We start from the raw sequence: 23,982 nt of genomic DNA on the forward strand, positions 1-23,982 counted from the left end.
GCCATTAAAGTGCACCCTCTGGCTGCTGCTGGGTAATACAATGAATATTACCTCCCCCTAACAGAATTTCCCGGCCGGGTACTTTTACTACCTGATGATCAGGATACAGTTGTTGCAACATCTTGGCGGCAACATCATCGTTGACATCATCAAAAGTTGGCATAATCAAGCCGCCATTACATAAATAGAAGTTAATGTAAGAGCCAGCCAGCCTTGCATTAGCGTCGCGTGGTGTGGCGCTTAGCGTGGCATCTACGGTTGCGTACTCTTCTTCATTAGCCATAATAGGCTTAGGCAGCGGTAGTTTATGCACTTTAATGCTGCGGCCTTTGGCATCGGTACTGGCTTCTAAATAATCCAGTGCCGCTTTGCTGCGGGCATACTGCGGGTCGTTTTTATCGTCAGTCCAGGCCAGTACTATCTCGCCTGGTTTAACAAAGCAGGCCATATTATCAACGTGACCATCGGTCTCGTCGTTAAAAATACCGTCTTTTAACCACAGTATTTTTGTTATGCCTAAATATTCTGCCAGCACGGCTTCAATGTCTTCGCGGCTTAAATGGGGGTTGCGGTTGGCATTAAGCAAGCACTCTTCCGTGGTGAGCAAGGTACCCTCGCCATCGACATGGATGGCACCGCCTTCCAGAATAAAATCTGCGGTACGATATCTTGGCATTTCTTCAATACCGAGAATTTTGCTCGCTACCTGATCATCTAAATGCCAGGGGAAATACAACCCGCCATTTAGGCCGCCCCAGGCGTTAAAGGTCCAGTCTATGCCGCGAACTTCACCTTGGCTATTGCTGACAAACGTAGGGCCAGTATCCCGGCACCAAGCGTCATTATTGGATATTTCCACTACCCGAACCGGGTAAAGCGCGCCGGCTTTACTAAGCTGTGCTTCGGCGTTGGCATATTGCGCTGCCGATACCGCCACGGTTACCGGTTCAAAGCGGGCAATGGCGGTAATCACTGCACAAAATGCTTGCTGTGCTGGCTTAGCACCCAACCGCCAGTTGTCGGTACGTTCTGGCCATATCATCCAAGTTTGTTTGTGCCGTGCCCATTCGGCTGGCATAAAAAAACCATCTTGCTGTGGGGTGGTGGGTAATAAGCGGCTCACTTGCTGTTCTCCGGAGTCACTTTACCGTCTTTAGTGAGTACCGTGTCGTAAATATCAATACGCCTGTCACGGAATAAGCCCCAAGCCCGGCGGTTAGCGGCTATGGCATCTAAATCAAACGTGTGTAGTAACACCGTTTCGTCTGTCTCGTTCGCTTGCTGTACTTTAGCGCCGGTGGCATCGGCAATAAAAGAGCTGCCATAAAAAGTAATGTGGAAGTCATCTTCAGTTTCAGTGCCAATGCGGTTTGAGGCAATAAGTGGCATTAAATTGGCAGCAGCATGGCCCTGCTGAGTGCGTTGCCAGTGATCGCGTGAATTAATAGACGCATCATGCGGCTCACTGCCAATAGCCGTAGGGTAAAATAATAATTCGGCGCCCATTAATGCCATGCTACGGGCACATTCTGGAAACCATTGGTCCCAGCAAATACCAACCCCAATTTTAGCAAAGCGGGTTTGCCATACTTTAAAACCGGTATCGCCGGGTGTGAAATAATACTTCTCGCTGTAGCCCGGGCCATCCGGGATATGGCTTTTGCGGTAAGTGCCGAGGTTTTCACCATCGGCATCGATAATCACCACACTGTTATACAAGCAGTTACCGGACCGCTCGTAAATGCTGATCGGCAACACCACGTTTAATTCTTTGGCTATTTTAGTAAAATGCTGCACTGCTGGGTTTTCTTCAACGGAGGTGGCAAATTCCAGATAAGCGGGTTTTTGTTTCTGACAAAAATAATTTCGTTCAAACAGCTCCTGCAGCAGAATAATCTGTGCGCCTTTGGCGGCCGCATCACGCACCAGCTTTTCGCCCCGGGCGATGTTTTCTTCAACATTCCAGCCGCCTACCATTTGAGTAGCAGCAACGGTTACATTACGCATCAGTTATCTCCAGCAGAGGATTAAAACCAACAGGCTAGCATCACTCTGGATACTTGCCAAACAGGGCGCGCAAAATGCCGGATTTTTGTGCTGTCGTCAACGCTTTTCGATTTTTTTCCGGTTGAGCGAACAATACGTCAATGGCTGGCGTAGAATAGCAATGAGTATAAAGTAAAACAGAAAAAAGGTTGCAACTGATGACCAAGAACACCTTAATACAGCCATTTGATGTCAGTATAGTAGGCGGTGGCATGGTGGGTGCGGCTATTGCGCTGTCATTAAGCCAGGCCGGCTTAACTGTGGCGTTAATTGAGCAGCGCGCGCCGCAACGTTTTGAACCAGACAGCGCGCCCGATTTACGTGTCTCGTCTATTAATTTGGCCAGTGAAGCATGGTTAACCCGTCTTGGCGCTTGGTCAGCACTGGCGGAAATGCGGCTTTGCCCCTATCAGCGCTTGCAGGCCTTTGAACACCCCACCAGTATGGTTAGTTTTGATGCTCTGGACATTAAGCGTAGTCATTTAGGCCATATTGTTGAAAATAACCTACTACAATTGGCATTGTGGCAACAGTTTACCCGTAATGTCAGCGTGTTTTGTCCCGCATCGGTTACCGCACTCAGTCAGCATTCAGACTGTGCTGTGCTTAGCTTGGACAGTGGTGAGCAGCTTCGTAGTACATTAGTTATTGCTGCCGATGGTGCTAACTCGCATCTGCGTAGGCTGGCCGGTATTGGTAGCAACGGCTGGCAGTATCAGCAGGCGTGTCTGGTGGCGTTGGTAAACACCCCATACCCACAACAAGATGTTACCTGGCAGCAATTTACATCCAGTGGTCCGAAAGCCTTCCTGCCCCTATCAGGCCAGCAAGGTTCGGTGGTGTGGTATGACGATGCCGCCAAAATAAAACAGTTAGCCGCACTAAGTGCTAAAGAGTTAACCGAGCAGATGCTAACAGCTTTTCCGCCCAAGCTCGGTGCAGTAGAGGTGGTGAGCAGCAGTTGGTTCCCGTTAGCCCGAATGGATGCTAATTATTATTACGCCGGGCGGGTGGTGTTGGCAGGCGATGCGGCTCATGCTATTAACCCGTTGGCCGGGCAGGGCGTTAACTTAGGTTTTGCCGACGCAAAACTGTTGTCTGAGCTTGTTATCAGCGCTTACAAGCAGCAAAGTGATATTGGCAGTGCAGCGTTGCTTCGCACTTATCAGCGTAAACGCAAGCCCGCAAATTTACTGATGATGACCACCATGGATGGCTTTTACCATCTATTTGGTAGCGATATTGGGCCAATACGAAAATTACGCCAATTAGCGCTCACCATGGCCTCGCGCAGTTCGCTATTAAAAACGCTGGTTGCTCGTTACGCTGTTGGTTATGAGTAACACCCCAAATAGGTTAGAACTGTTTTTGCGCAGCCACAGAGTGCCTGAGCGAATGCGGCAGCATGAGTGAGTTGCTGTGGCGAGCACAAAAGATGTTGTAACCGGCAGGGGTATCGCATGGTTCAAATAGCAAAAACCCAGCCTTAGCTGGGTTTTTTAAAGATGGCAGGGGCGCCAGGATTCGAACCTGGGCATGGCGGGATCAAAACCCACTGCCTTACCGCTTGGCTACGCCCCTAAAATAACAGGAAATTGCATAAAAAATTAGAAACCCAATTAACAACTTGAGTTAATGGCAGGGGCGCCAGGATTCGAACCTGGGCATGGCGGGATCAAAACCCACTGCCTTACCGCTTGGCTACGCCCCTGCAGAAACTACTCACTTGCTAAGTATGGTGCGGAAAGAGAGACTCGAACTCTCACGCCTCGCGGCGCTGGAACCTAAATCCAGTGCGTCTACCAATTCCGCCATTCCCGCATACATAGGAAAATTAAGTGGTGGCTACAGCGGGAATCGAACCTGCGACCCCAGCATTATGAGTGCTGTGCTCTAACCAGCTGAGCTATGTAGCCACGCTAACTTGTCCTAAGCAAGTGGCGCGTATTATGCTGATCTGACATATTAGCGTCAACCGTTTTTTTGCGTTAAGTGCGTTGTATGGGCGTGTTTGCTGGTTTTATATGCAAAAGCAACCAGAATGTCTTTTTGTAACTTGCTGTAATGGTGTAATGTTGCGATATGGCAGCCTTAAAATAAAAAGCCGCTGCAACAGCAGCGGCTTTTCTATGCTATAAAAAGTATTAAACGTTAAAGCGAAAATGCATTACATCGCCATCTTTAACAATATAGTCTTTGCCTTCCAGGCGCCATTTACCGGCTTCTTTGGCACCGGCTTCGCCCTTAAAACTGACGAAATCAGCATAACCCACTACTTCAGCCCGAATAAAACCTTTTTCAAAATCGGTATGAATAACGCCTGCCGCTTGCGGAGCAGTGGCACCAATTGCTACGGTCCAGGCGCGCACTTCTTTTACGCCGGCAGTAAAGTAAGTATGCAAGCTAAGTAGTGAGTAACCACCACGAATGACCCGGTTTAAACCGGGTTCTGCCAAGCCCATATCTGCCATGAATTCTGCTTTTTCGTCATCTTCCAGTTCGGCAATTTCAGACTCTATCGCGGCGCAAACCGGCACTACTATCGCGCCTTCTTTGTCGGCAATAGCCTGAACGATATCTAAGTAGGGGTTGTTTTCAAAGCCATCGTCAGTAACGTTTGCAATATACATAGTGGGTTTGATAGTAAGGAAGTTCATATAAGCAATCAGTGCTTTTTCGTCCTTGTCCAACTCCAGTTGGCGTAGCGTATTACCTTGCTCTAAATGCGCTTTGGCTTTTTCCAGTACCAGCATTTCTGCTTTAGCGTCTTTGTCACCGCCTTTGGCTTTTTTACTTACCCGGAAAATAGCACGCTCCGCACTGTCCATATCGGACAACACCAGTTCCATATTTATGGTTTCTATATCATCGGCCGGATCTATTTTGCCGGCAACATGAATAATATTATCATCATCAAAACAGCGAACCACGTGGCCTATAGCATCAGTTTCGCGGATATTTGCCAGGAATTTATTTCCTAAACCCTCACCTCTTGAGGCGCCTTTTACTAGGCCGGCGATATCTACAAATTCCATGGTGGTAGGCAGTACCCGTTGTGGCTTTACCAGCTCAGCCAGTTTATCCAGCCGTAAATCAGGTACAGGTACCACGCCAGTATTAGGCTCTATGGTACAAAACGGGAAGTTGGCCGCTTCAATGCCGGCCTTGGTTAAGGCATTAAACAAGGTAGATTTACCTACGTTTGGCAGGCCGACAATACCACATTTGAAACCCATAATATTTTCCTTTACGGTGTGAAGCTGGCCGCAAGGCTAGCTAGCTTTGAAACTGTGCAAGCGGTGTTGAGCTTTTATTAAGCCATCGCGGGCCAGAATGTTAAAACAGCTGACGGCTTCATCAATACTGTCATCTATTAATTGTTGTTCACTGGCTGGGGCTTTACCCAGCACGAACCCGGTAACCTGATCTTTATGGCCAGGATGGCCAATGCCCAGGCGTAACCGATAAAAATTGGGGTTGTTACTTAACCGCGCCATAATATCCCGCAAGCCGTTATGACCAGCATGACCGCCGCCAAGTTTAAACTTAGCAATGCCAGGTTCTAGCGCCAGTTCGTCGTGAGCGACCAGAATATTTTCCGGGAGCAGTTTATAAAACTGTGCCATCGCCAGCACGGCTTTGCCGCTGAGATTCATATAAGTAGAAGGGATAAGCAGCTTAAATTCCTGGTCGGCACAGATAAAATTACCGGTAAAACCAAAAAATTTACTGTCATTTTTTAAGCTGACGTTATAGGTAGCAGCGAGCTTTGAGATAAACCAAGCCCCGGCATTATGCCGGGTATGCTGGTATTCTGGGCCTGGATTTCCCAGGCCCACAACTAACTTAACATTGTTAGGTAATGTGTCAGACATTACTCAGCAGTTTCAGCGTCTTCTTCTGTATCAACAGCTTTACCCGCTGGTTTATTTACCGATACTACCGGCAGGTCATGGCCTTCACCTTTGGTTAACTGAACAAATTTAACACCCTTAGGTGCTTTAATGTCAGTTAGGTGTAAGGTAGTACCAATTTCAACGTTAGCCAGATCTACTTCGATAAATTCTGGTAAATCTTTAGGTAATACACTGATTTCGATTTCGTTCAGGGCATGCACTACTACGCCGCCTTTCTTGATTGGCATGTCTTCGTTTAAGAAGTGAACCGGAACGATAGTGGTCAGTTCGTGGCCAGCTTCAACGCGTTGGAAGTCAACGTGCATGATTTTTGGCTTGTACGGGTGACGCTGCATATCTTTAACGATAGCCTGAATTTTCTCTTTGCCGACAGTGATCGTCAGGATATGAGAATAAAACGCTTCAAAGCTTTGCGCTTTTAACAGTTTAGAGTGCTCTAAAGTGATAGATATAGCATCTTTGTGACCGCCATAAATGATGGCGGGTACTTTGTCTTCATGACGTAGGCGGCGGCTCGCACCTTTCCCTAAGTCAGTACGGACTTCTGCAGTTAACGCGAAAATGGCATCAGACATGATGTACTCCAATAAAGTGATTTTTGTTGCGGCTTGCGACCAGCTGCAACCTGTGTGCCCGTTCAAAAGGCGCAACATATTACCACCAGCAACCGATAGCTGCAAATAAATAAGGCGCCAACAGGCGCCTTAAACACAGCTAAAGTCGTTTAATCAAACATAGACGAAATAGATTCTTCGTTGCTAATACGGCGAATACATTCGGCCATTAGTTCGCTCAGGGTTAATTGACGTACTCTGCTAACCGCTTTCATGGCGGCTGAAAGCGGAATGGTGTCGGTCACAATAAGCTCGTCAATCACTGAATTACTGATTATCTCTGGCGCATTGCCAGAGAAAACTGCATGAGTTGCATAGGCAAATACCCGCTTAGCACCTTGCTCTTTTAGCGCTTCAGCGGCTTTACATAGCGTGCCACCGGTATCAATCATATCGTCGACGATAATACAGTCTCGGTCTCTAACATCACCAATAATATGCATTACCTGGGAGACGTTAGCTTTTGGCCGGCGTTTATCAATAATGGCTAAGTCAGCATCGTTTAATAGCTTAGCTACGGCACGGGCCCGCACTACACCGCCGATATCGGGCGACACTACCACGGGTGAATGTAAGGTTTTTTTCCGCATGTCATCCAGTAACACCGGACTGGCAAACACATTATCTACCGGCACATCAAAGAAACCCTGAATTTGTTCGGCGTGCAAATCAACCGTTAATACCCGATCTACGCCAACGCTGGACAGAAAATCAGCCACAACTTTAGCGGTAATAGGTACTCGGGCAGATCGCACCCGACGATCCTGACGGGCATAACCGAAATAGGGGATAACAGCAGTGATCCGGCCGGCCGAAGCGCGCCGTAATGCATCTACCATAACAATAAGTTCCATTAAATTGTCGTTGGTGGGTGCGCAGGTCGACTGAATAATAAAAACATCAGAACCACGGACATTTTCGTTAATTTGCACACTAACTTCGCCGTCACTGAAGCGGCCAACCTCGGCATCTCCCAGTTTGATATACAGACGATTGGCGATTTTGTTAGCAAGTTCTGGTATGGCGTTACCAGCGAAAACCTTCATGTCGGGCACAGTAGGATCCTCAGGGCGGTGGTGAGTCCGGTTAAATCATTAAATGCCGGTATACGTGGCATCAGTTAGTGAATTCCGTATCTGCCAACGCCGCCATTAAAGGCGACTGGTTGACTCCCTTAGCAATAAATCCACGACAATTTGCTGGTAAATTTGCTAAGACATTCTGAGCACTGGTCGTGTCCGGAAATTCGGCAAACACACTGGCGCCAGTACCCGTCATTCGACACGGGGCATATTCTACCAACCACTGTAAGGTTATTGCAACAATCGGTTGCAGCTGTTCTACCAGTGGTTGGCAATCATTGCGCCAGGGGCTATTAAAAAGTGATGCTAAACTGAGTTGTGGGCTATTTCTAATTAAATCCGGGTGCTGAAAAATTGCTGCCGTGCTGATATGACAAGCAGGGGTAACTATTAAATAGGTTTTTTCAGGCAAGTTTACTGGCACTAATTTGTCGCCAACGCCTTCGGCAAAGGCACTGTAGCCCGTGACAAACAATGGCACATCGGCTCCCAGTTGCAACGACAGTGTAGCCAGTTGTTGGTTAGTTAACTTTAGTTGCCACAAGGCGTTTAAAGCCAACAAGGTGGTAGCGGCATCTGATGAGCCACCGCCAAGGCCGCCGCCCATGGGCAGTTTTTTATCCAGTATAATATCGCAACCCCGCTGACAGCCGGTATGTTGTTGCAGCAAACGGCCCGCTTTTATAACCAGATTATCGGGCCCTTGTAAGCTGGCATCGTTACATTGCAGCGTTAGTTGGTTATCTTGGCGCGGGCTAAAGTGCAGTTCATCGCCCACATCCAGTAGTTGAAACAACGTCTGTAAATTGTGATAACCGTCGGCGCGTCGACCAATAATATGTAAAAATAAATTAAGTTTGGCTACCGCTGGCAGGCTTAACATCATAATTGCCAACTGCGGATAATAAAACGAATTTGGGTATTGTCACTGGTAAGTAAAATGTACTTAGGCAGAGCCAGTTGGTCGGCAAAAAAGCTGCGATAACGTAATTGCCAGTGAATACCGGTGCTGTCGGTCAGGTTAAAGGCTTGCACCCGGCCAAGGTCGTCATATTCGATAGCGCTGGCAGCCTTACCGGGAACGCCTTTTAACCATAATGGCATATCAGCCAATGGCATTGACCAGCCAGCTAGTTGCCACAACAAGCTACTGGTATCTGCCGCCTGATACCGTTCACCGCGCAGTAAAATAGTGCTTGCCATGGCAGTGTTCTCAAGTTCGAACAGACTAAGCCCCAAAAAGTTGGCCAGTCGCGCCCGATAGTGTTCATTACTGTGTTGCTGCCAAGTCAGATTGCCGCTAAGCGACTCTGCCGGTGTTTTAATAGCAACCGACGCTTGGACCGTGTACTGTTTAATAGCGTTTATTTGAGCTAACCGGCTGTTATAATCCAGTGCCGCAACCGGAGCCGGCTTTGATAACAGGCTACAACCGCTGGTTAATAGCAGTAATCCGGCTATTGTTAAGCACTTAATTGATGCTGACACGCTTAAAGTCCTTAGTTACGCTTTTCTTAATATGGGGTTTTTCGTACAATTCGCCCCTGACAAACTTGATGATACAGGTGATGGCCATCTTTGCACTAGGCATTAATCATAAAACAGCACCGGTTAGTTTACGGGAAAAAGTGGCATTTGCTCCGGAACAGGTGCATGAAGCCTTGCGTGAACTTACTACTGTTACCGCAGTAGCCGATGCGGTTATTTTGTCTACCTGTAATCGTACCGAATTATATTTTACCGGCAGTAACAGTCAGGCGCAGCAAGTTATTGCCTGGTTGGCGAAGTTTCATCAGTTAGCCATTTCCGAGCTGCAACCGCATCTTTACTTACATCAAGACCGTCTGGCTGCTGAGCATCTAATGCGGGTAGCGGCTGGGTTAGACTCACTGGTATTAGGTGAGCCACAAATTTTTGGCCAGGTAAAGCAGGCTTACAATCAGTCGAGGCAAGCCGGCACTATTAACCCGCAATTTGAACGGTTATTCCAAAAAGCCTTTACCGTCGCCAAAGATGTCCGGACCAACACTGACATTGGTGCCAATGCGGTATCGGTAGCGTTTGCGGCGGTAAGTTTAGCAAAACAAATCTTTGGCAAGCTGCAAAAAGTGCAGGTGTTATTGATAGGTGCCGGTGAAACGATTGAGCTAGTCGCCCGCCATTTGGCAGAGCAGGGTGCTACGGAATTAACGGTTGCTAATCGAACTTACGAGCGCGCTGTGCTGCTGGCTGAACAATTTAATGCCAAAGTTATAACGTTATCGCAGGTGCCGGCGCAGTTATCTAAAGCCGACATTGTGATTAGTTCTACCGCCAGCACCTTACCAATAGTGGGAAAAGGCATGGTAGAGCAGGCTTTAAAAGAACGTCGGCATAAACCGATGTTTTTGGTTGATTTAGCGGTGCCACGTGATATTGAGCAACAAGTAGGCGAGCTGGAAGATGCTTATTTGTATACGGTAGATGACTTGCAAAGTATAGTGGCGCAAAATGTTAGTTCGCGGCAACACGCGGCAGAACAAGCTGGCGGCATTATCAGGCTGGGGGCAGAAGATTATCTGCAGTGGTTGCTGTTGCAAGGCAGCGTTGATTGGGTGCGGGATTATCGTCAGCGTTGTGAGCAGGTTAAAGCCGAGTTATTGGCTAAGGCCATTAATCAACTGGCCGCAGGCCAGGATGCAGAGAAAGTGCTAGCCGAGCTGGCCACTAAGCTCAGCAACAGGCTAATGCACAGCCCTACTAAAACCATCCGTCAGCTGCTGCAAAGCGAGGCAATAGAGCCGCAGGCACTGATCAACAGTTTATTAGATATTTAATCAGGTAACAGACCCAAGATGAAAGAATCGGTATACCAGAAGCTTGAAGGCTTGGTGGAACGGCATGAAGAAGTTCAGGCGTTATTAAGCGACGCCGGCATAATTTCGAATCAAAAACGGTTTCGCGAATTGTCGAAAGAGTACAGCCAACTAGAAGATCTCAGCAAGGCTTTTAATTGTTTTCGCCAAGCACAGCAAGATTTAGTTGTTGCAGAAGAAATGCAGAAAGACAGCGATCCTGAGATGCGTGAAATGGCCCAGGAAGAATATAAAAGCGCCCGGGCCGCTATTGAACAATTAGAAAAAGACTTACAACTTTTATTAATTCCCAAAGATCCCAATGACAGTAATAACTGCTTTTTAGAAATCAGAGCGGGTGCCGGTGGCGATGAAGCGGCTATTTTTGCTGGTGACATATTTCGGATGTACAGTCGTTTTGCTGAACGCCAACGTTGGAAACTGGAACTGATCAGTGCCAGTGACGGCGAACATGGTGGTTTTAAAGAAGTCATTGTTGGTATTCAGGGTGATGGTGCCTATGGCATTTTAAAATTTGAATCGGGCGGCCACCGGGTGCAGCGGGTACCGGCCACGGAATCGCAGGGGCGGGTACATACTTCAGCCTGTACGGTGGCGATTATGCCGGAAGTTCCCGAAAGCGAAGCTATTGAAATTAACCCAGCCGATTTAAAAGTAGATACGTTTCGGGCATCGGGTGCCGGTGGTCAGCACGTTAACCGAACTGACTCTGCTATTCGCATCACTCACTTACCCACGGGTATTGTAGTTGAGTGCCAGGATGAGCGCTCGCAGCATAAAAACCGGGCCCGGGCTATGAGTGTGCTGCAATCGCGAATTCAGGCAGCAGAAGATGAGCGACGCCGCTTGACGGAAGAGTCGACCCGTCGCTCTTTAGTGGGCAGTGGCGATCGTTCGGAGCGTATTCGCACCTACAATTTTCCTCAAGGCCGGCTAACTGATCACCGGATTAACCTAACCATATATCGTTTAAATGAAGTAATGGAAGGCGATTTAGAATTGGTACTGGCACCGCTTAATCAGGAGCATCAGGCAGACTTACTGGCCGCCTTGGCGGACGAAAACCGCTAGTATGACCTTAAGCCAATGGTTACAGCATGCGGCGTATCAGCTGAAGCCTGTGTCAGAACTGGCGGCTGATGATGCCCGGCTGCTGTTAGCGCATCAGCTTAAGGTTAACACCAGTTATCTATACAGCCACAGTGATGATAGCCTGACTAATGCCAATTTAGTGGCCCTTACTCAACAGCTTGCCAGAGCAGTGCAAGGCGAACCACTGGCTTATATTATTGGCCAGTGGCCGTTTTGGAACATTGAACTTGAAGTCGCAGCCTGTACTTTGATCCCCCGGCCAGATACAGAGTTACTGGTTGAAAAAGCCCTGGCGTTACCGTTACCTACGGCGGCTAAAGTTCTTGATTTAGGTACGGGTACCGGTGCTATTGCTTTGGCATTGGCCTGCAACCGGCCTTTATGGCAGATTATCGCAACAGATAACGTGGCGACAGCGGTGGCACTGGCGGGTCGCAATGCCCAGCGATTAGCAGCCAATAATTGTACCGTCTTGCAGAGTGATTGGTTTAGCGCGTTGCACAACCAACAATTTGATTTAATTCTCAGTAATCCGCCCTATATTGACGTTGACGATGCGCATTTACCCGCGCTACGGCATGAGCCATTATCGGCGCTGGTAGCGGCAGATCAAGGCTTGGCAGATTTAGCGACAATATGTCGCCAGGCCGCTGGCCATTTAACCGCTGCTGGCTGGTTGTGGCTGGAGCACGGTTATAATCAAGCTGCAGCGGTACGTCAACTTTTAACAGCTGCTGGGTTTCAGCAAGTGCAGTCGTTTAAAGATTATGGTGGCAACTGGCGCATTAGTGGTGGTTGCTTAGCGCCATAATCGTTTTGCTTACAAAATTTTGACCCGCCCGCTATAAACGCATATAACTAATTGCAGTATTCAATTTAATTGTTTTTTGAATTATGCGGGGCTTGCCTTATGAATGATCCGTTTATTTTTGCAGAAGAATCGGAACCGACTGACGTAATAAATCAGGGGTGCTGGAAAGTATTAATTGTCGATGATGAGCCTGAAGTTCACACGGTAACCAAACTGGCGTTAAGTGACTTTGTATTTAATAACAAACGATTAGAGTTTTTAAGTGCCTTTTCTGGTGCACAAGCGCGCGAATTGATTGCAGCTAATGCTGATACGGCAATAATGTTATTAGACGTGGTCATGGAAACCGATGATGCCGGTTTATTAGTCGCCAGGTATGTACGGGAAGACTTAAAAAACGAACAGGTGCGGATAATTTTGCGTACCGGTCAACCGGGGCAGGCACCTGAACGGCAGGTTATTGTTAACTATGATATTAACGATTACAAATCCAAAACTGAATTGACAGCACAAAAGTTATTTACGGTAATTATGGCCAGCCTGCGCTCGTATCGCGATATTATGTCGTTAGAACAAAGCCGGCAAGGACTGGAAAAAATTATTACCGCGTCTATCGATTTATTCTCATCGCAATCGATGGAACAATTTATTGATGGTGTGTTACTACAGCTAACCTCAATTTTGGGCTGCCACGATAATGCCTTATTAGCCAGTTCGTCGCTGGTTGCTGGCAATGTGCATTCAGATGCCGATCCGCACGATCTGGTTGTATTTGCCGGCCAGGGCCAATTCGCTGATAAAGAAGGTAAGCCGGTACAGGAAGTATTAAATACTGAGTTACTATTAGCGTTTGAGAGCGCATTAAACAGCCGTAGTATTGTCTATCGTAACAATTATTTAGTGGCATATTGTTGCAGCAAATTTACCCGTGGCTCTTTGCTGTATATTTCCGGTTTACCCGGACCTATTAATGCAAATCAGAAAAGATTGATTGAGTTGTTTGCTCAGAATGTGCAAATAGCCTATGAAAATGTGCAACTGCAACACGAAATTGAAGATACCCAACGGGAAATTGTCTACCGACTGAGTGAAGCGGTTGAACATCGTTCAGTAGAAACGGGAAACCATGTGCGGCGGATTGCTTTTGTGTGTTACGAGCTGGCAAAAGCCTACGGCCTGAGTGAAGAGGAAGCCGAACGATTAATGTTTGCGGCTCCATTACATGATATTGGTAAAGTTGGTATTCCAGAGGGCATTTTAAATAAACCCGCCAAGCTGGACGACGCAGAGTGGCGGATTATGAAAACCCATGCCAGCATTGGTTACGATATTCTGAAAGATTCAAAACGTGTTATTATTCAAGCCGGTGCCATCATAGCGCAAGATCATCACGAAAAGTGGGATGGCAGTGGTTACCCCGCAGGTAAAAAAGCTGAACAAATTCATATTTATGGCCGGATTGCTGCGCTCGCTGATGTGTATGATGCATTGCGACACCGGCGTTGCTACAAAGAAGCCTGGAGTTTAGCTGATGTTATGGCAAAAATTGTTACCGAGTCAGGCAAGCAATTTGAGCCAAAGCTGGTTGAGGTGTTTATTGAGCAGATCGACAAGCTGGAAGCGATATTACAAAACTATCCGGATAGTCAGCGCTAGCTTTGCCTGCTACCGGTTTACAGTATGGCTATTTACCGCTTTAATTTGATTTGAAACCGAGAATACTATGGAACAAAAAACTGTCACGGTCGGTACCCTTGAGGTAAGTAATAATAAGCAATTTGTGTTGTTTGGTGGCATGAATGTGCTGGAGTCGCGTGATATGGCAATGCGCATTGCCGAGCATTACGTCACGGTGTGTGCCAAGCTGGGCATTCCCTATGTGTTTAAAGCTTCATTTGATAAAGCAAACCGCTCTTCGGTGCACTCTTACCGCGGGCCAGGGCTGGAGCAAGGTTTAAAGATATTTGAAGAAATTAAACGCACCTTTAACATTCCGCTTATTACCGATGTGCACGAGCCCTGGCAAGCAGCGCCAGTAGCTGAGGTAGTCGATGTGATTCAACTGCCGGCCTTTTTAGCCAGGCAAACTGATTTAGTGGTCGCCATGGCGAAAACCGGCGCGGTGATCAATGTTAAAAAACCACAGTTTTTAGCGCCGCATGAAATGCGTCATATCATCACAAAGTTTGCTGAAGCCGGTAATGATAAGGTCATTTTATGCGAGCGAGGCAGTAGCTTTGGCTATAACAACCTGGTGGTTGATATGCTGGGTATGGATGAAATGAAATACTATGGTCCGGTTATTTTTGATGCTACGCATGCCTTGCAAAAACCAGGTGGGCGCACTGACTCTGCTGACGGCAGACGTGCTCAGGCTGCTCAGTTGGCGCGCTCTGGCATGGCATTAGGGTTGGCCGGATTATTTATTGAAGCGCATCCTGAGCCTGAACAGGCTAAGTGTGACGGTCCCTGCGCCTTGCCGCTGGCGAAACTGGAAGGTTATCTCAGCCAGATGCAACAGCTTGATCAGCTGGTAAAAAGCTTTCAGCCACTGGACACCTCTGCTAACTAATTCTGATTAAAATCGTTAGCATTACCCAAAACCGATATCAACCGGTTTTTGGGTGATGCTGTTTAGGCTTAGCTGAAAAATATCACTTTAGTAGCGATGACGAACGTAATTCACTACCTCCTGGTATCTTTCCTGCATTAAGCGGACATACTCGTTAATTACCGGCCAATCGCTATTCTCAGCGGCTTGTTCTAGTTTTAACGCTTTAGCTGATAAACTCACCGCACCCACGCTTTTGGCTACCGACTTAAACTGATGGGCAATAGCACGAACGCCGCTGCGATTTTGCGCCTGAGCCTCGGTGGTAAGTTCGGTCAGTAATTCTTTAGCATGTTTCACAAAGTAGTTCAGGTACTCTTCATGTTTAGCCGGATCATTGCCAAGGAAATTAGCAATGGTTGTGAAACAAATGGGCGATGGTTGCGGTGTCGGCTCGATAGTATTAGCACTGTGAGCAACGGTTTTTTCCTGAACATTCGGTAACCAGCGATTGAGCATGGTGGCTAGTGTTTCAAGCTCTAAAGGCTTAGTGATGTAACCGTCCATGCCAATACTGATACACTTTTGTTCTTCACCTTTTAACGCATTAGCGGTTACCGCAACAATGCGACTAAAGTTAATATCATCCTGGCGGTGCAGGCTTTCTTTGCGGATTGCTATCGCCAAATCATAGCCACTCATATTGGGCATATGTAAATCTGTCAACACCAGAGGATAATGATAGCGATGCCACATTTCCAGTGCGATAGCACCATCATCGGCCACTTCAACGGCATAGCCCAAGGCATTAAGCTGATCAACAATAACCCGTTGGTTCATCATATTGTCTTCTGCCAACAGGATCAGCTGACGATTAAGCCGTGCGGTATCAATATCAGGTGCACCTTTGCTCAGGTTAAGATTAGAGGTTTGCTGGCGTTTAGGTTTGTCTTTACGTTTTGCGGCAACCAAAATGGCATCATACAGGTGGCTACGGCAAATGGGTGAGCTATGCAGGTAATAGGTGTGTTCATTGCTGTGCTCTGAAAGCTCAACCTGGTTGGTGATCACCACAAACTGCACCCGTTCAAGTTGAGGTACCTGCTGCAAGGTTTTAATTTGTTCCGTTGATATTTGCTCATAGGTGGAGTCTAGTACCCATACCACTGCTTGTTTTGGTGGTAAACGTTTTTGCTGCGCTGCGCGTTGATACAGCGCTTCAATGCTGTTTACAACGTCAAGCTCGGCATTGGTATGGCGGAAATAATTTGTCAGATGCTCCTGATTTTCGCTGTCCATGGTAAACAAACAGATATGAATATCCCGCAGTAACTCGGTACTGACATAGTCTATTTCTTCAGAGCGGCGCATCGGGATCCGAACTTTAAACTCGGTACCTTTTCCAACTTCACTTTGCACATCGATATCACCGTACATTAGTGACGTCAGGCGCTGACAAATAGATAAACCGAGACCGGTACCACCAAACTTGCGGGTAATTGAGCCTTCAGCCTGGTTAAATGGATGAAATACATAGTTTATTTGACGCTGGGTCATACCGCGGCCGTTATCAATAACGCTAAACTGAATTTGACTGAACTCCATGTTCTCTTCTAATAAGTCAGCGCGTACTACCACAACCCCTGTTTTCGTAGGCGTGGTTTCAGTAAACTTAATCGCATTACCCGCCAAATTATAAAGAATTTGGCGCAGCCTGATAGGATCGCCATACAAGCCATCAGGAATTTTCGGGTCAATATACAGCTTTAAATCAATTTGGCGCTGATACGCTACGGATACCAGAATTCGGCCAACCGCCTCAATAATATCGACCAGCGATACCGGTATGTTTTCCAGCTCCATCTTACCAGCTTCAATTTTTGAAAAATCAAGAATGTCGTCCAAGATGCGTAACAGTGAAAATGACGACTCCCTAATGGTGTCAGTCATGCGAAATTGTGAGGTTGATAGTTGGGTTTTACGCAGTAAATCGATAGTGCCGATAATACCATTCATGGGGGTGCGAATTTCGTGGCTCATGGTGGCTAAAAAAGTCGATTTTGCTTCATTAGCTCGTTCAGCAGCCAGCTTGGCGGTTTCCAGCGCGTCAGTTCGCTCTTTTATTCTGGTGTCAACTTCTTGTTTTAATTGCGCTATGTTAGTTTCGGATGTTTTCAGTGCCTGCTGGCCCTGTTCGATACGGCGGAACAGTTGGTTAATATAGCTACCCAGCACGCCAAAGCTGTCATGGGCATGGCTTTCGACACTACCGTCAAATAGGCCTTTATCCAGAGCCGTTTTGGTGTTGCTAACAAGTGGCAGCAGTTTATGACTGAAAAAAACTGAAATGGCATAGGCGAAACTTAAACTTAGCACGGCGGCGACGAGGGCACTTATGACTAAAGCCAACACCAGGGGTAGCTGGCTTGGTGGCGCAATATAATGAACGTTAACAAGTAACGTGTTCAGTTCACTATTAATTATCCGGCTAACAACCAACATATTACCTTGGCGCCGGTCCTGATTAATGAGCTCAGGTTGTGGTACAAAATCCGCAAGATTAACCGTATTCGCAACCAATTCCATTTGTTGGTTTGCCTGACGATACAAATATAACGCCCGGTTGCTATCAGCATTGCGTGCTTGCAGCAACAATTGTTCAGCATCGGTAATATTATTATTTTGCAGCACAGCACCAAGGGCACTAGCTAAGATAGTGGTTTCAGCACTGAGGCGGGCTAATTGATTTTCTTCTTGATTTTGTTCTGGCAGGGTAAATAGGGTAAATAGGGCGGCTTGCAGCAACAAAAGCAGCAAAGCCATTAAACCCAGCCGGCGAAATAAAGGTTTTGTGTAGGCGTTTTTTTCCATCAGCTGTCCATTTTAATGCATTGCAGGCATGCTGGTTAACTAAATCATGCCGGTTAACTAAATATAGTGTATCAAGTTTTTTAAGGTCGGCGCAGTGTTAATTTTCATTGTTGTAGAGGAAAACGGCAGTCATTGCTTAATCTATAGTCGGTTGCTGAGCTTTTATAAAAAATCTGTTGACTTAGTTCGGCAAAATCCGTTTAATACGACCCGCATTGCCCAGATAGCTCAGTCGGTAGAGCAGCGGATTGAAAATCCGCGTGTCGGTGGTTCGATTCCGCCTCTGGGCACCATTATTATGGTGTCTTGTAAATGTGATGCACAGCGCAGCACTGCATTACCAGCCCAACGTTTTTGCCCAGATAGCTCAGTCGGTAGAGCAGCGGATTGAAAATCCGCGTGTCGGTGGTTCGATTCCGCCTCTGGGCACCATAACAGCAAACCCTGGCTATAGCCGGGGTTTTTGCTTTTACGCCGTTAGCGAAAATTTCGCTTTGATTCGACATAAATTCCGGTTAGTTGAAATAGGCAACAATGGCTATCTTTGATAAGCTGCTGTGCGAATTTTATATTTTAAAACCAGTTATAAGAATAATAATTACGGAGTTTATTTATCATGAAATATGCTATTACCGTGTTAGCTGCAGCCATCCTTAGTGCATGTGGTGGTGCTAAACAAGATGTTACAACTAGTCAGGATGTCACCGTGAGTACTACAAAACAACAACTTAGCTACCCGGCAACCCGACAGGGTGCGGTAATAGATACCTATTTTGGTACCTCAGTTGCCGACCCTTATCGTTGGCTTGAAGATGATCGTAGCAGCGAAACCGAAGCTTGGGTCAAAGCTCAAAACGAGGTGACCTTTTCTTATTTGGACCAGATCCCATTTCGGGATGACGTTCGGGCTAAATTAGAAAAATCATGGAATTTTGAGCGGATAGGGGCGCCATTTACAGAAGGCGATTATCAGTATTTTTATAAAAACGATGGTTTACAAAATCAGTTTGTCTTGTATCGGCAAAAAGACGGTGCTGAGGCGGAAGTGTTTTTAGACCCCAATACCTTTAGTGAAGATGGCACAACATCGTTGGCTGATATCGAGTTTTCGGGTGACGGCACCTTGGCCGCCTATGCTATTTCTGAAGGTGGCAGTGACTGGCGTAAAATTATTATTATTAACGCTGTTACTAAAGAGCCACTAGAACCCACGTTAATCGACATAAAATTCAGTGGTATTTCCTGGGTGGGTAACGAAGGATTCTTTTATTCAAGCTATGACAAGCCTGAGGGCAGCGAATTGTCGGCAATGACCGATCAGCACAAATTGTATTACCATAAACTGGGTACTGCTCAAAGCGAAGATAACGTGGTTTTTGGCGCAGATGAAGCTGAAAAACATCGTTATGTTGGTGCTTCAGTAACTGAAGATGATCGTTTCTTGTTAGTGTCAGCGGCTGTATCAACGTCGGGTAATAAATTATTTTTAAAAGACTTAACCAAAGAAAACAGCCAGTTTGTGACGATACTGGATCATACCAACTCTGATACTGACTTAATTGACAATGAGGGTGACAAGCTGTTTCTGGTGACCAATTTAAATGCACCAAATCGTAGAGTGGTTGTTGCTTCCGCCGCCAAACCGACGCCAGAGAACTGGCAAGAATTGATCCCGGAAACAGAGCATGTATTACGGATGAGCAAAGGTGCTGGCTATTTATTTGCTAACTACATTGTTGATGCCATTGCCAAAGTAAAGCAATACGATTATAGCGGCAAGCTGGTGCGTGATATCGCGTTGCCGGGTGTCGGCAGTGTGGGCGGTTTTAGCGGCAAAAAAGCAGATCAGCAGCTGTACTACTCTTTTGCTAATTACACCACACCATCCAGTATTTATGCCTTTGCACCGGCTAGCGGTGCATCGGATTTATATAACAGCCCAAAAATTGAATTTAATCCAGAGAATTTCACTTCAGAGCAAGTTTTTTATACCTCTAAAGATGGCACCAAAGTGCCGATGATCATCAGCTACAAAAAAGGCATGGTGAAAGACGGTGCTAATCCAACCATTTTATATGGCTATGGCGGCTTTAATATAAGCCTGACCCCATCATTCAGTGTCGCTAACGCCGTTTGGATGGAAATGGGCGGTATTTATGCAGTAGCAAACCTGCGTGGTGGTGGTGAATACGGTAAAGCCTGGCATACGGGGGGTGTTCAGCTGCAAAAGCAAAACGTGTTTGACGATTTTATTGCGGCGGCAGAGTATTTGCAGCAACAAAAGTATACCGCTGCTGACAAACTGGCCATTCGCGGTGGTTCAAACGGGGGCTTACTAGTAGGGGCGGCCATGACACAGCGGCCAGAACTGTTTAAAGTGGCGTTGCCTGCGGTCGGTGTATTAGATATGTTGCGTTATCATACTTTTACCGCTGGTGCAGGCTGGGCATACGATTATGGTACTGCGGAGCAATCTGCTGAGATGTTTCAATATTTAAAAGAGTATTCGCCGCTGCATAATGTTACGTCGGGTATAACCTATCCGGCGACGATGATTACTACTGCTGATCATGATGATCGGGTGGTACCGGCACATTCGTTTAAATTTGCTGCCGAGCTGCAAGCTAAAGCAACAACCGTTAATCCGCAGTTAATCCGGATTGATGTTAATGCCGGTCATGGCGCGGGTATGCCAGTGTCGATGGTGATTGATCAGGCGGCAGATATATTTAGTTTTACCCTGTATAACATGGGATATCAGCAATTACCTGAGTAATATTGCTGCAATAGCTGAGTAAGGTTACTGTACAAAAAACGGCGCTGTTGCGCCGTTTTCTTTCACGGGAATAGTGTTGCGGGTAGCGGATAAAACCTGGATAAAAGCTGCAATAAACCTAAAGTATCAGTTAAACTTGTAAAACGATAAGGCGCGTATTACAGTGCGTGCCGTTTTATTTTTTCCGGCTTTGGGCGGTGGTGCTAATTAGTGCTGATGCTTAGGTTCGACGAGCGCATTTTTGCAGTGGGAGCCAACATTATGGTAAAAGCAGTGATCCTGGTTATGGACAGTTTTGGCATTGGCAGTACGCCCGATGCAGACCATTTTGGTGATGTCGGCGCCAATACCTTTGGCAGTATTGCCCGGGAATTTGTGAAACACAAAGGCCGGCAACTGGCGTTGCCCAATTTGGCGAGGTTAGGGCTGGTTAAAGCGGCTACCGCTGCCGCAGGTGTTGCCCCTTCTGTTGCAGATAGTGCTGAACCTTTTGGTGCTTATGGCTATGCCCGTGAGTTAAGCAGTGGTAAAGATACCCCGAGTGGTCATTGGGAAATGGCAGGCGTGCCGGTATTGTTTGACTGGGGATATTTTCAACAAAAAACCAACAGTTTTCCAGAGGGGTTAATTAACGAGCTATGCCGGCGCACTCGTATTAGCGGCATTTTAGGCAATTGTCATGCCTCGGGTACCGATATTCTGGTGAAACTCGGTGATGAACATATTAAAACCGGTAAGCCTATTTGCTATACCTCGGCTGATAGTGTGTTTCAGGTAGCGGCCCATGAGCAGCACTTTGGCCTGGAAAAGTTACTGAGTTTTTGTCAGGTTGCCCGCGAGTTACTCGATGAATATAACATTGGCCGGGTAATAGCACGGCCTTTTTTAGGCGACAGTCCAGAGAATTACGCTCGCACCGGTAATCGCCGCGATTACTCGGTATTACCGCCGGCACCGACCGTATTAGATAAGCTTACCCAAGCGGGCGGCAGTGTGATCAGTATCGGCAAAATTGCTGATATTTATGCGCATCAGGGCATTACTGAAAATATAAAAGCCACCGGGTTGCCAGCACTGATTGATACCACGCTGGCGCAAATGGCGAAGCAGCCCGCACGCAGTTTGGTATTTACCAATTTGGTTGATTTTGATCAGAATTTTGGTCATCGTCGCGATGCTATTGGTTATGGTGAAGCGCTGGAATACTTTGATAGCCGCTTACCGGAAATTATCGATGCCTGTAGCGATGATACCTTACTGTTATTAACTGCCGATCATGGCTGTGACCCAACCTGGCCAGGCACTGAGCACACCCGGGAATATATTCCGGTGTTGGCTTATCAACCTGGCTTGGCCAGTACCAATTTAGGCGAGCGCATGAGCTTTGCTGATATTGGTCAAACGCTGGCTGATTATTTTAAGCTGGACGCCATGGCGCACGGCGACTCCTTTATTGCTAAATTACATTAAGAGAGATTTATGGCTACTCCTCACATTAACGCCGCTGACCATGCCTTTGCCCAAACAGTGCTGATGCCCGGTGATCCGCTGCGTGCCAAGCATATTGCTGAGACATTTTTAACGGATGCAATATGCGTAAATACGGTACGTAATATGTTTGGTTACACCGGCACTTATCAGGGCAAGCCAGTAAGCGTGCTGGGCTCTGGCATGGGTGTACCATCAATGTCATTGTATGCAACCGAGCTGGCAAAATTTTATGGTGTTAAAAATATCATTCGTATTGGCTCTTGTGGTGCGTTGCCACTAAGCGTAAAAGTGCGTGATGTGGTTATTGCTATGGGCGCCAGTACTGACTCAAGCGTTAATCGTAACCGCTTAGCCGGTATGGATTTTGCCGCTATTGCCAACTATGACTTACTTGAAAAAGCGGTGCATGCTGCCCGCGCTAAACAGATTAATGTCAAAGTGGGCAATGTGTTCACCTCTGATTTATTCTATAACCCGAATGAAACCCTATTTGATACGCTGGAAAAATACGGCGTGTTAGCGGTGGAAATGGAAGCTGCAGGTTTATACGGTGTTGCCGCCGAATATGGTATTAACGCTTTGGCTATTTTAACGGTAAGCGATCATATTCGAACCGGTGAAGCGTTGGACGCTGAGCTACGTCAGACCAGTTTTAACGAAATGGTTGAAATTGCCTTATCCATAATTTAAAACGGCCGGGAAAATTATGTCACTGACTACTAATAAAATGTTTTATGTTTCCTGGGAGGCGTTTCATCGCGCCAGTAAAGAGCTGGCCCAGCAGTTACTGGGCCGGGAATTCAGCGGCATTGTGGCGGTTAGCCGCGGTGGTTTAGTGCCTGCGGCTATTTTGGCCCGCGAGCTGAATATTCGTGTAGTTGACAGTATTTGTGTCGCCAGTTACCAGCACGACCAGCAAGGCAGCTTACGTATTTTAAAAGATGCCACACTAACCGATAATGATAAATTACTGATTGTTGACGATTTAGTCGATACCGGCGAAACCGCCCGCGCGCTGCGGGAACACTTTCCACAGGCGTGCTTTGTTACCGTTTATGCCAAACCGCAGGGTAAGCCGTTAGTTGATCATTATGTTACCGACATTGAGCAGGACACCTGGATCCAGCTGCCCTGGGATATGGAGCTGGCCTACAGTAAGCCGCTGGCGGAGCATTAAGCCAATGAGTGCAGTACAGCAATTAACACTTAGTTTGCCAAAGTGGATTAATGACGTGGTCGACTGGCAAAAAGTGTATAACACTGACGATGAGAAAATGGCGTTAGCGGTTGAGCTTTCAAAACAAAACGTGCTGCGTGGTACCGGCGGCCCCTTTGGCAGTGCTATTTTTGACTGCGTTAGCGGCAAACTGGTTAGTGTTGGGGTTAACCGGGTGGTACCCATGCATAACTCTACGGCGCATGGTGAGATGATGGCGATTATGCTTGCCGAGCAAAACGTGCAAAGTTTTAGTTTGTCTGCCGATGGTATCAAGCGCGAATTATTTACCTCCTGCGAGCCCTGCGCCATGTGTTTGGGTGGCACGCTATGGAGCGGCGTAAAACGCTTGGTGTGCGCCGCTACGGCAGACGATGCACGCGCAATCGGGTTTGATGAAGGCCCGGTTAACGCCAGCAGTTATCAATATTTAACCGATGCCGGCATCGAGGTGCTGCGTTTAGTGCAGCGCGATGCGGCCAACAAGGTGCTACAGCATTACGCTAATGGCGGCGGCGAAATTTATAACGGCTAGTGCCGATACCTGAAATAGAATAGCTGTTGCAGCTGCTGGCATTATTTGGTGGCTGGCCGGGGGCTTTGCTGGCGCAGCAGTACCTGCGGCATAAATCAAATAAAAAGCCTTTTCTATGGGTGTTT

The 23,982-nt window shown here is 47.0% G+C and carries 21 protein-coding genes and 6 tRNA genes; 14 read left to right on the forward strand and 13 right to left on the reverse strand.

Features of this window, described 5'->3' with window-relative positions:
* Positions 1-4: 4 nt before the first annotated feature.
* Both aguA and aguB read right to left on the reverse strand, forming a co-directional pair.
* Positions 5-1,123, reverse strand: a complete 1,119-nt coding sequence (gene aguA / locus VT06_RS10530; RefSeq protein ID WP_046554260.1) for an agmatine deiminase — start codon at positions 1,121-1,123, stop codon at positions 5-7.
* A complete protein-coding gene (gene aguB, locus VT06_RS10535) occupies positions 1,120-2,010 on the reverse strand; it encodes an N-carbamoylputrescine amidase (RefSeq protein ID WP_304413421.1) in 891 nt (296 codons plus the stop codon). The genes aguA and aguB overlap by 4 nt, the downstream gene beginning before the upstream one ends.
* Before the next feature lie 194 nt (positions 2,011-2,204).
* Here aguB and VT06_RS10540 point away from each other — a divergent pair, with 194 nt between their 5' ends.
* Entirely contained in the window at positions 2,205-3,389 is a 1,185-nt protein-coding gene (locus VT06_RS10540) for an FAD-dependent oxidoreductase (protein ID WP_046554262.1), read from the forward strand.
* Between the two features lie 163 nt (positions 3,390-3,552).
* Here the strand turns inward: VT06_RS10540 and VT06_RS10545 are convergent.
* The 10 genes from VT06_RS10545 to lolB form a co-directional block, all read right to left on the reverse strand.
* Positions 3,553-3,627, reverse strand: a tRNA-Gln gene (locus VT06_RS10545).
* Positions 3,628-3,682: 55 nt separating this feature from the next.
* A tRNA-Gln gene (locus VT06_RS10550) sits at positions 3,683-3,757 on the reverse strand.
* 25 nt (positions 3,758-3,782) lie between these two features.
* Positions 3,783-3,867: transfer RNA gene (locus VT06_RS10555), tRNA-Leu, on the reverse strand.
* Positions 3,868-3,885: 18 nt separating this feature from the next.
* Positions 3,886-3,962: transfer RNA gene (locus tag VT06_RS10560), tRNA-Met, on the reverse strand.
* Positions 3,963-4,190: 228 nt separating this feature from the next.
* Positions 4,191-5,282 (reverse strand): redox-regulated ATPase YchF, encoded by a 1,092-nt coding sequence (gene ychF, locus VT06_RS10565; RefSeq protein WP_046554263.1) that lies wholly within the window; start codon positions 5,280-5,282, stop codon positions 4,191-4,193.
* 36 nt (positions 5,283-5,318) lie between these two features.
* Positions 5,319-5,921: an aminoacyl-tRNA hydrolase gene (pth, locus tag VT06_RS10570; protein ID WP_046554264.1), complete on the reverse strand. Its 603-nt coding sequence runs from the start codon at positions 5,919-5,921 to the stop codon at positions 5,319-5,321.
* Positions 5,921-6,538, reverse strand: a complete 618-nt coding sequence (locus VT06_RS10575; RefSeq protein ID WP_046554291.1) for a 50S ribosomal protein L25/general stress protein Ctc — start codon at positions 6,536-6,538, stop codon at positions 5,921-5,923. The genes pth and VT06_RS10575 overlap by 1 nt, the downstream gene beginning before the upstream one ends.
* Before the next feature lie 149 nt (positions 6,539-6,687).
* The gene (locus tag VT06_RS10580; RefSeq protein ID WP_046554265.1) at positions 6,688-7,623 is read right to left on the reverse strand and encodes a ribose-phosphate pyrophosphokinase; all 936 of its coding nucleotides are present in this window, start codon (positions 7,621-7,623) and stop codon (positions 6,688-6,690) included.
* Between the two features lie 70 nt (positions 7,624-7,693).
* Positions 7,694-8,542 carry a 4-(cytidine 5'-diphospho)-2-C-methyl-D-erythritol kinase gene (gene ispE / locus VT06_RS10585; RefSeq protein ID WP_200897964.1) on the reverse strand — a complete coding sequence of 283 codons (849 nt, stop codon included), beginning with the start codon at positions 8,540-8,542 and terminating at the stop codon, positions 7,694-7,696.
* The gene (lolB, locus tag VT06_RS10590; protein WP_046554267.1) at positions 8,542-9,147 is read right to left on the reverse strand and encodes a lipoprotein insertase outer membrane protein LolB; all 606 of its coding nucleotides are present in this window, start codon (positions 9,145-9,147) and stop codon (positions 8,542-8,544) included. Before lolB ends, ispE begins: the two co-directional genes overlap by 1 nt.
* A gap of 80 nt (positions 9,148-9,227) precedes the next feature.
* On the opposite strand from lolB, the gene hemA reads away from it, so the two are divergent.
* The 5 genes from hemA to kdsA all read left to right on the forward strand — a co-directional run bounded on the left by hemA (position 9,228) and on the right by kdsA (position 14,989).
* Positions 9,228-10,475: a glutamyl-tRNA reductase gene (hemA, locus tag VT06_RS10595; RefSeq protein WP_046554292.1), complete on the forward strand. Its 1,248-nt coding sequence runs from the start codon at positions 9,228-9,230 to the stop codon at positions 10,473-10,475.
* Between the two features lie 18 nt (positions 10,476-10,493).
* Positions 10,494-11,585 carry a peptide chain release factor 1 gene (prfA, locus tag VT06_RS10600; protein WP_046554268.1) on the forward strand — a complete coding sequence of 364 codons (1,092 nt, stop codon included), beginning with the start codon at positions 10,494-10,496 and terminating at the stop codon, positions 11,583-11,585.
* A gap of 1 nt (position 11,586) precedes the next feature.
* Positions 11,587-12,417, forward strand: a complete 831-nt coding sequence (gene prmC, locus VT06_RS10605) for a peptide chain release factor N(5)-glutamine methyltransferase (RefSeq protein WP_046554269.1) — start codon at positions 11,587-11,589, stop codon at positions 12,415-12,417.
* 99 nt (positions 12,418-12,516) lie between these two features.
* On the forward strand, positions 12,517-14,073 hold the full coding sequence (locus VT06_RS10610; RefSeq protein ID WP_046554270.1) for a response regulator: 1,557 nt from the start codon (positions 12,517-12,519) through the stop codon (positions 14,071-14,073).
* Between the two features lie 67 nt (positions 14,074-14,140).
* Positions 14,141-14,989: a 3-deoxy-8-phosphooctulonate synthase gene (gene kdsA, locus VT06_RS10615; protein ID WP_046554271.1), complete on the forward strand. Its 849-nt coding sequence runs from the start codon at positions 14,141-14,143 to the stop codon at positions 14,987-14,989.
* An 87-nt stretch (positions 14,990-15,076) separates the two neighbouring features.
* Here the strand turns inward: kdsA and VT06_RS10620 are convergent, their stop codons facing one another.
* On the reverse strand, positions 15,077-17,839 hold the full coding sequence (locus VT06_RS10620; protein ID WP_046554272.1) for a hybrid sensor histidine kinase/response regulator: 2,763 nt from the start codon (positions 17,837-17,839) through the stop codon (positions 15,077-15,079).
* Positions 17,840-18,056: 217 nt separating this feature from the next.
* Here VT06_RS10620 and VT06_RS10625 point away from each other — a divergent pair.
* The 8 genes from VT06_RS10625 to VT06_RS18735 all read left to right on the forward strand — a co-directional run.
* A tRNA-Phe gene (locus VT06_RS10625) sits at positions 18,057-18,132 on the forward strand.
* A 63-nt stretch (positions 18,133-18,195) separates the two neighbouring features.
* Positions 18,196-18,271, forward strand: a tRNA-Phe gene (locus VT06_RS10630).
* Positions 18,272-18,455: 184 nt separating this feature from the next.
* Complete coding sequence (locus VT06_RS10635; protein WP_046554273.1) at positions 18,456-20,615, forward strand: prolyl oligopeptidase family protein; 2,160 nt, start codon at positions 18,456-18,458, stop codon at positions 20,613-20,615.
* Positions 20,616-20,876: 261 nt separating this feature from the next.
* Complete coding sequence (locus tag VT06_RS10640; protein ID WP_046554274.1) at positions 20,877-22,085, forward strand: phosphopentomutase; 1,209 nt, start codon at positions 20,877-20,879, stop codon at positions 22,083-22,085.
* Between the two features lie 9 nt (positions 22,086-22,094).
* On the forward strand, positions 22,095-22,796 hold the full coding sequence (deoD, locus tag VT06_RS10645) for a purine-nucleoside phosphorylase (RefSeq protein WP_046554275.1): 702 nt from the start codon (positions 22,095-22,097) through the stop codon (positions 22,794-22,796).
* Positions 22,797-22,812: 16 nt separating this feature from the next.
* Positions 22,813-23,283, forward strand: a complete 471-nt coding sequence (gene gpt / locus VT06_RS10650) for a xanthine phosphoribosyltransferase (RefSeq protein ID WP_046554276.1) — start codon at positions 22,813-22,815, stop codon at positions 23,281-23,283.
* Positions 23,284-23,287: 4 nt separating this feature from the next.
* Positions 23,288-23,857, forward strand: coding sequence for a nucleoside deaminase (locus tag VT06_RS10655; protein WP_046554277.1), 570 nt, complete (start codon positions 23,288-23,290; stop codon positions 23,855-23,857).
* Positions 23,858-23,883: 26 nt separating this feature from the next.
* Positions 23,884-23,982, forward strand: a 99-nt coding sequence (locus VT06_RS18735) for a DUF1294 domain-containing protein (RefSeq protein ID WP_255353037.1), incomplete at its 3' end; no start/stop codon positions are given.

This window comes from Arsukibacterium sp. MJ3, assembly GCF_000987765.1.
Lineage (GTDB): Bacteria > Pseudomonadota > Gammaproteobacteria > Enterobacterales > Alteromonadaceae > Alishewanella.

What these genes read in the sequence shown, in the direction of transcription:
- VT06_RS10540 (WP_046554262.1), top strand. Translation starts at nt 2,205, where the DNA reads ATGACCAAGAACACCTTAATACAGCCATTTGATGTCAGTATAGTAGGC.
- ychF (WP_046554263.1), bottom strand. Translation starts at nt 5,282, where the DNA reads ATGGGTTTCAAATGTGGTATTGTCGGCCTGCCAAACGTAGGTAAATCT.
- pth (WP_046554264.1), bottom strand. Translation starts at nt 5,921, where the DNA reads ATGTCTGACACATTACCTAACAATGTTAAGTTAGTTGTGGGCCTGGGA.
- VT06_RS10575 (WP_046554291.1), bottom strand. Translation starts at nt 6,538, where the DNA reads ATGTCTGATGCCATTTTCGCGTTAACTGCAGAAGTCCGTACTGACTTA.
- VT06_RS10580 (WP_046554265.1), bottom strand. Translation starts at nt 7,623, where the DNA reads ATGAAGGTTTTCGCTGGTAACGCCATACCAGAACTTGCTAACAAAATC.
- ispE (WP_200897964.1), bottom strand. Translation starts at nt 8,542, where the DNA reads ATGTTAAGCCTGCCAGCGGTAGCCAAACTTAATTTATTTTTACATATT.
- hemA (WP_046554292.1), top strand. Translation starts at nt 9,228, where the DNA reads ATGGCCATCTTTGCACTAGGCATTAATCATAAAACAGCACCGGTTAGT.
- prfA (WP_046554268.1), top strand. Translation starts at nt 10,494, where the DNA reads ATGAAAGAATCGGTATACCAGAAGCTTGAAGGCTTGGTGGAACGGCAT.
- prmC (WP_046554269.1), top strand. Translation starts at nt 11,587, where the DNA reads ATGACCTTAAGCCAATGGTTACAGCATGCGGCGTATCAGCTGAAGCCT.
- VT06_RS10610 (WP_046554270.1), top strand. Translation starts at nt 12,517, where the DNA reads ATGAATGATCCGTTTATTTTTGCAGAAGAATCGGAACCGACTGACGTA.
- kdsA (WP_046554271.1), top strand. Translation starts at nt 14,141, where the DNA reads ATGGAACAAAAAACTGTCACGGTCGGTACCCTTGAGGTAAGTAATAAT.
- VT06_RS10620 (WP_046554272.1), bottom strand. Translation starts at nt 17,839, where the DNA reads ATGGAAAAAAACGCCTACACAAAACCTTTATTTCGCCGGCTGGGTTTA.
- VT06_RS10635 (WP_046554273.1), top strand. Translation starts at nt 18,456, where the DNA reads ATGAAATATGCTATTACCGTGTTAGCTGCAGCCATCCTTAGTGCATGT.
- VT06_RS10640 (WP_046554274.1), top strand. Translation starts at nt 20,877, where the DNA reads ATGGTAAAAGCAGTGATCCTGGTTATGGACAGTTTTGGCATTGGCAGT.
- deoD (WP_046554275.1), top strand. Translation starts at nt 22,095, where the DNA reads ATGGCTACTCCTCACATTAACGCCGCTGACCATGCCTTTGCCCAAACA.
- gpt (WP_046554276.1), top strand. Translation starts at nt 22,813, where the DNA reads ATGTCACTGACTACTAATAAAATGTTTTATGTTTCCTGGGAGGCGTTT.
- VT06_RS10655 (WP_046554277.1), top strand. Translation starts at nt 23,288, where the DNA reads ATGAGTGCAGTACAGCAATTAACACTTAGTTTGCCAAAGTGGATTAAT.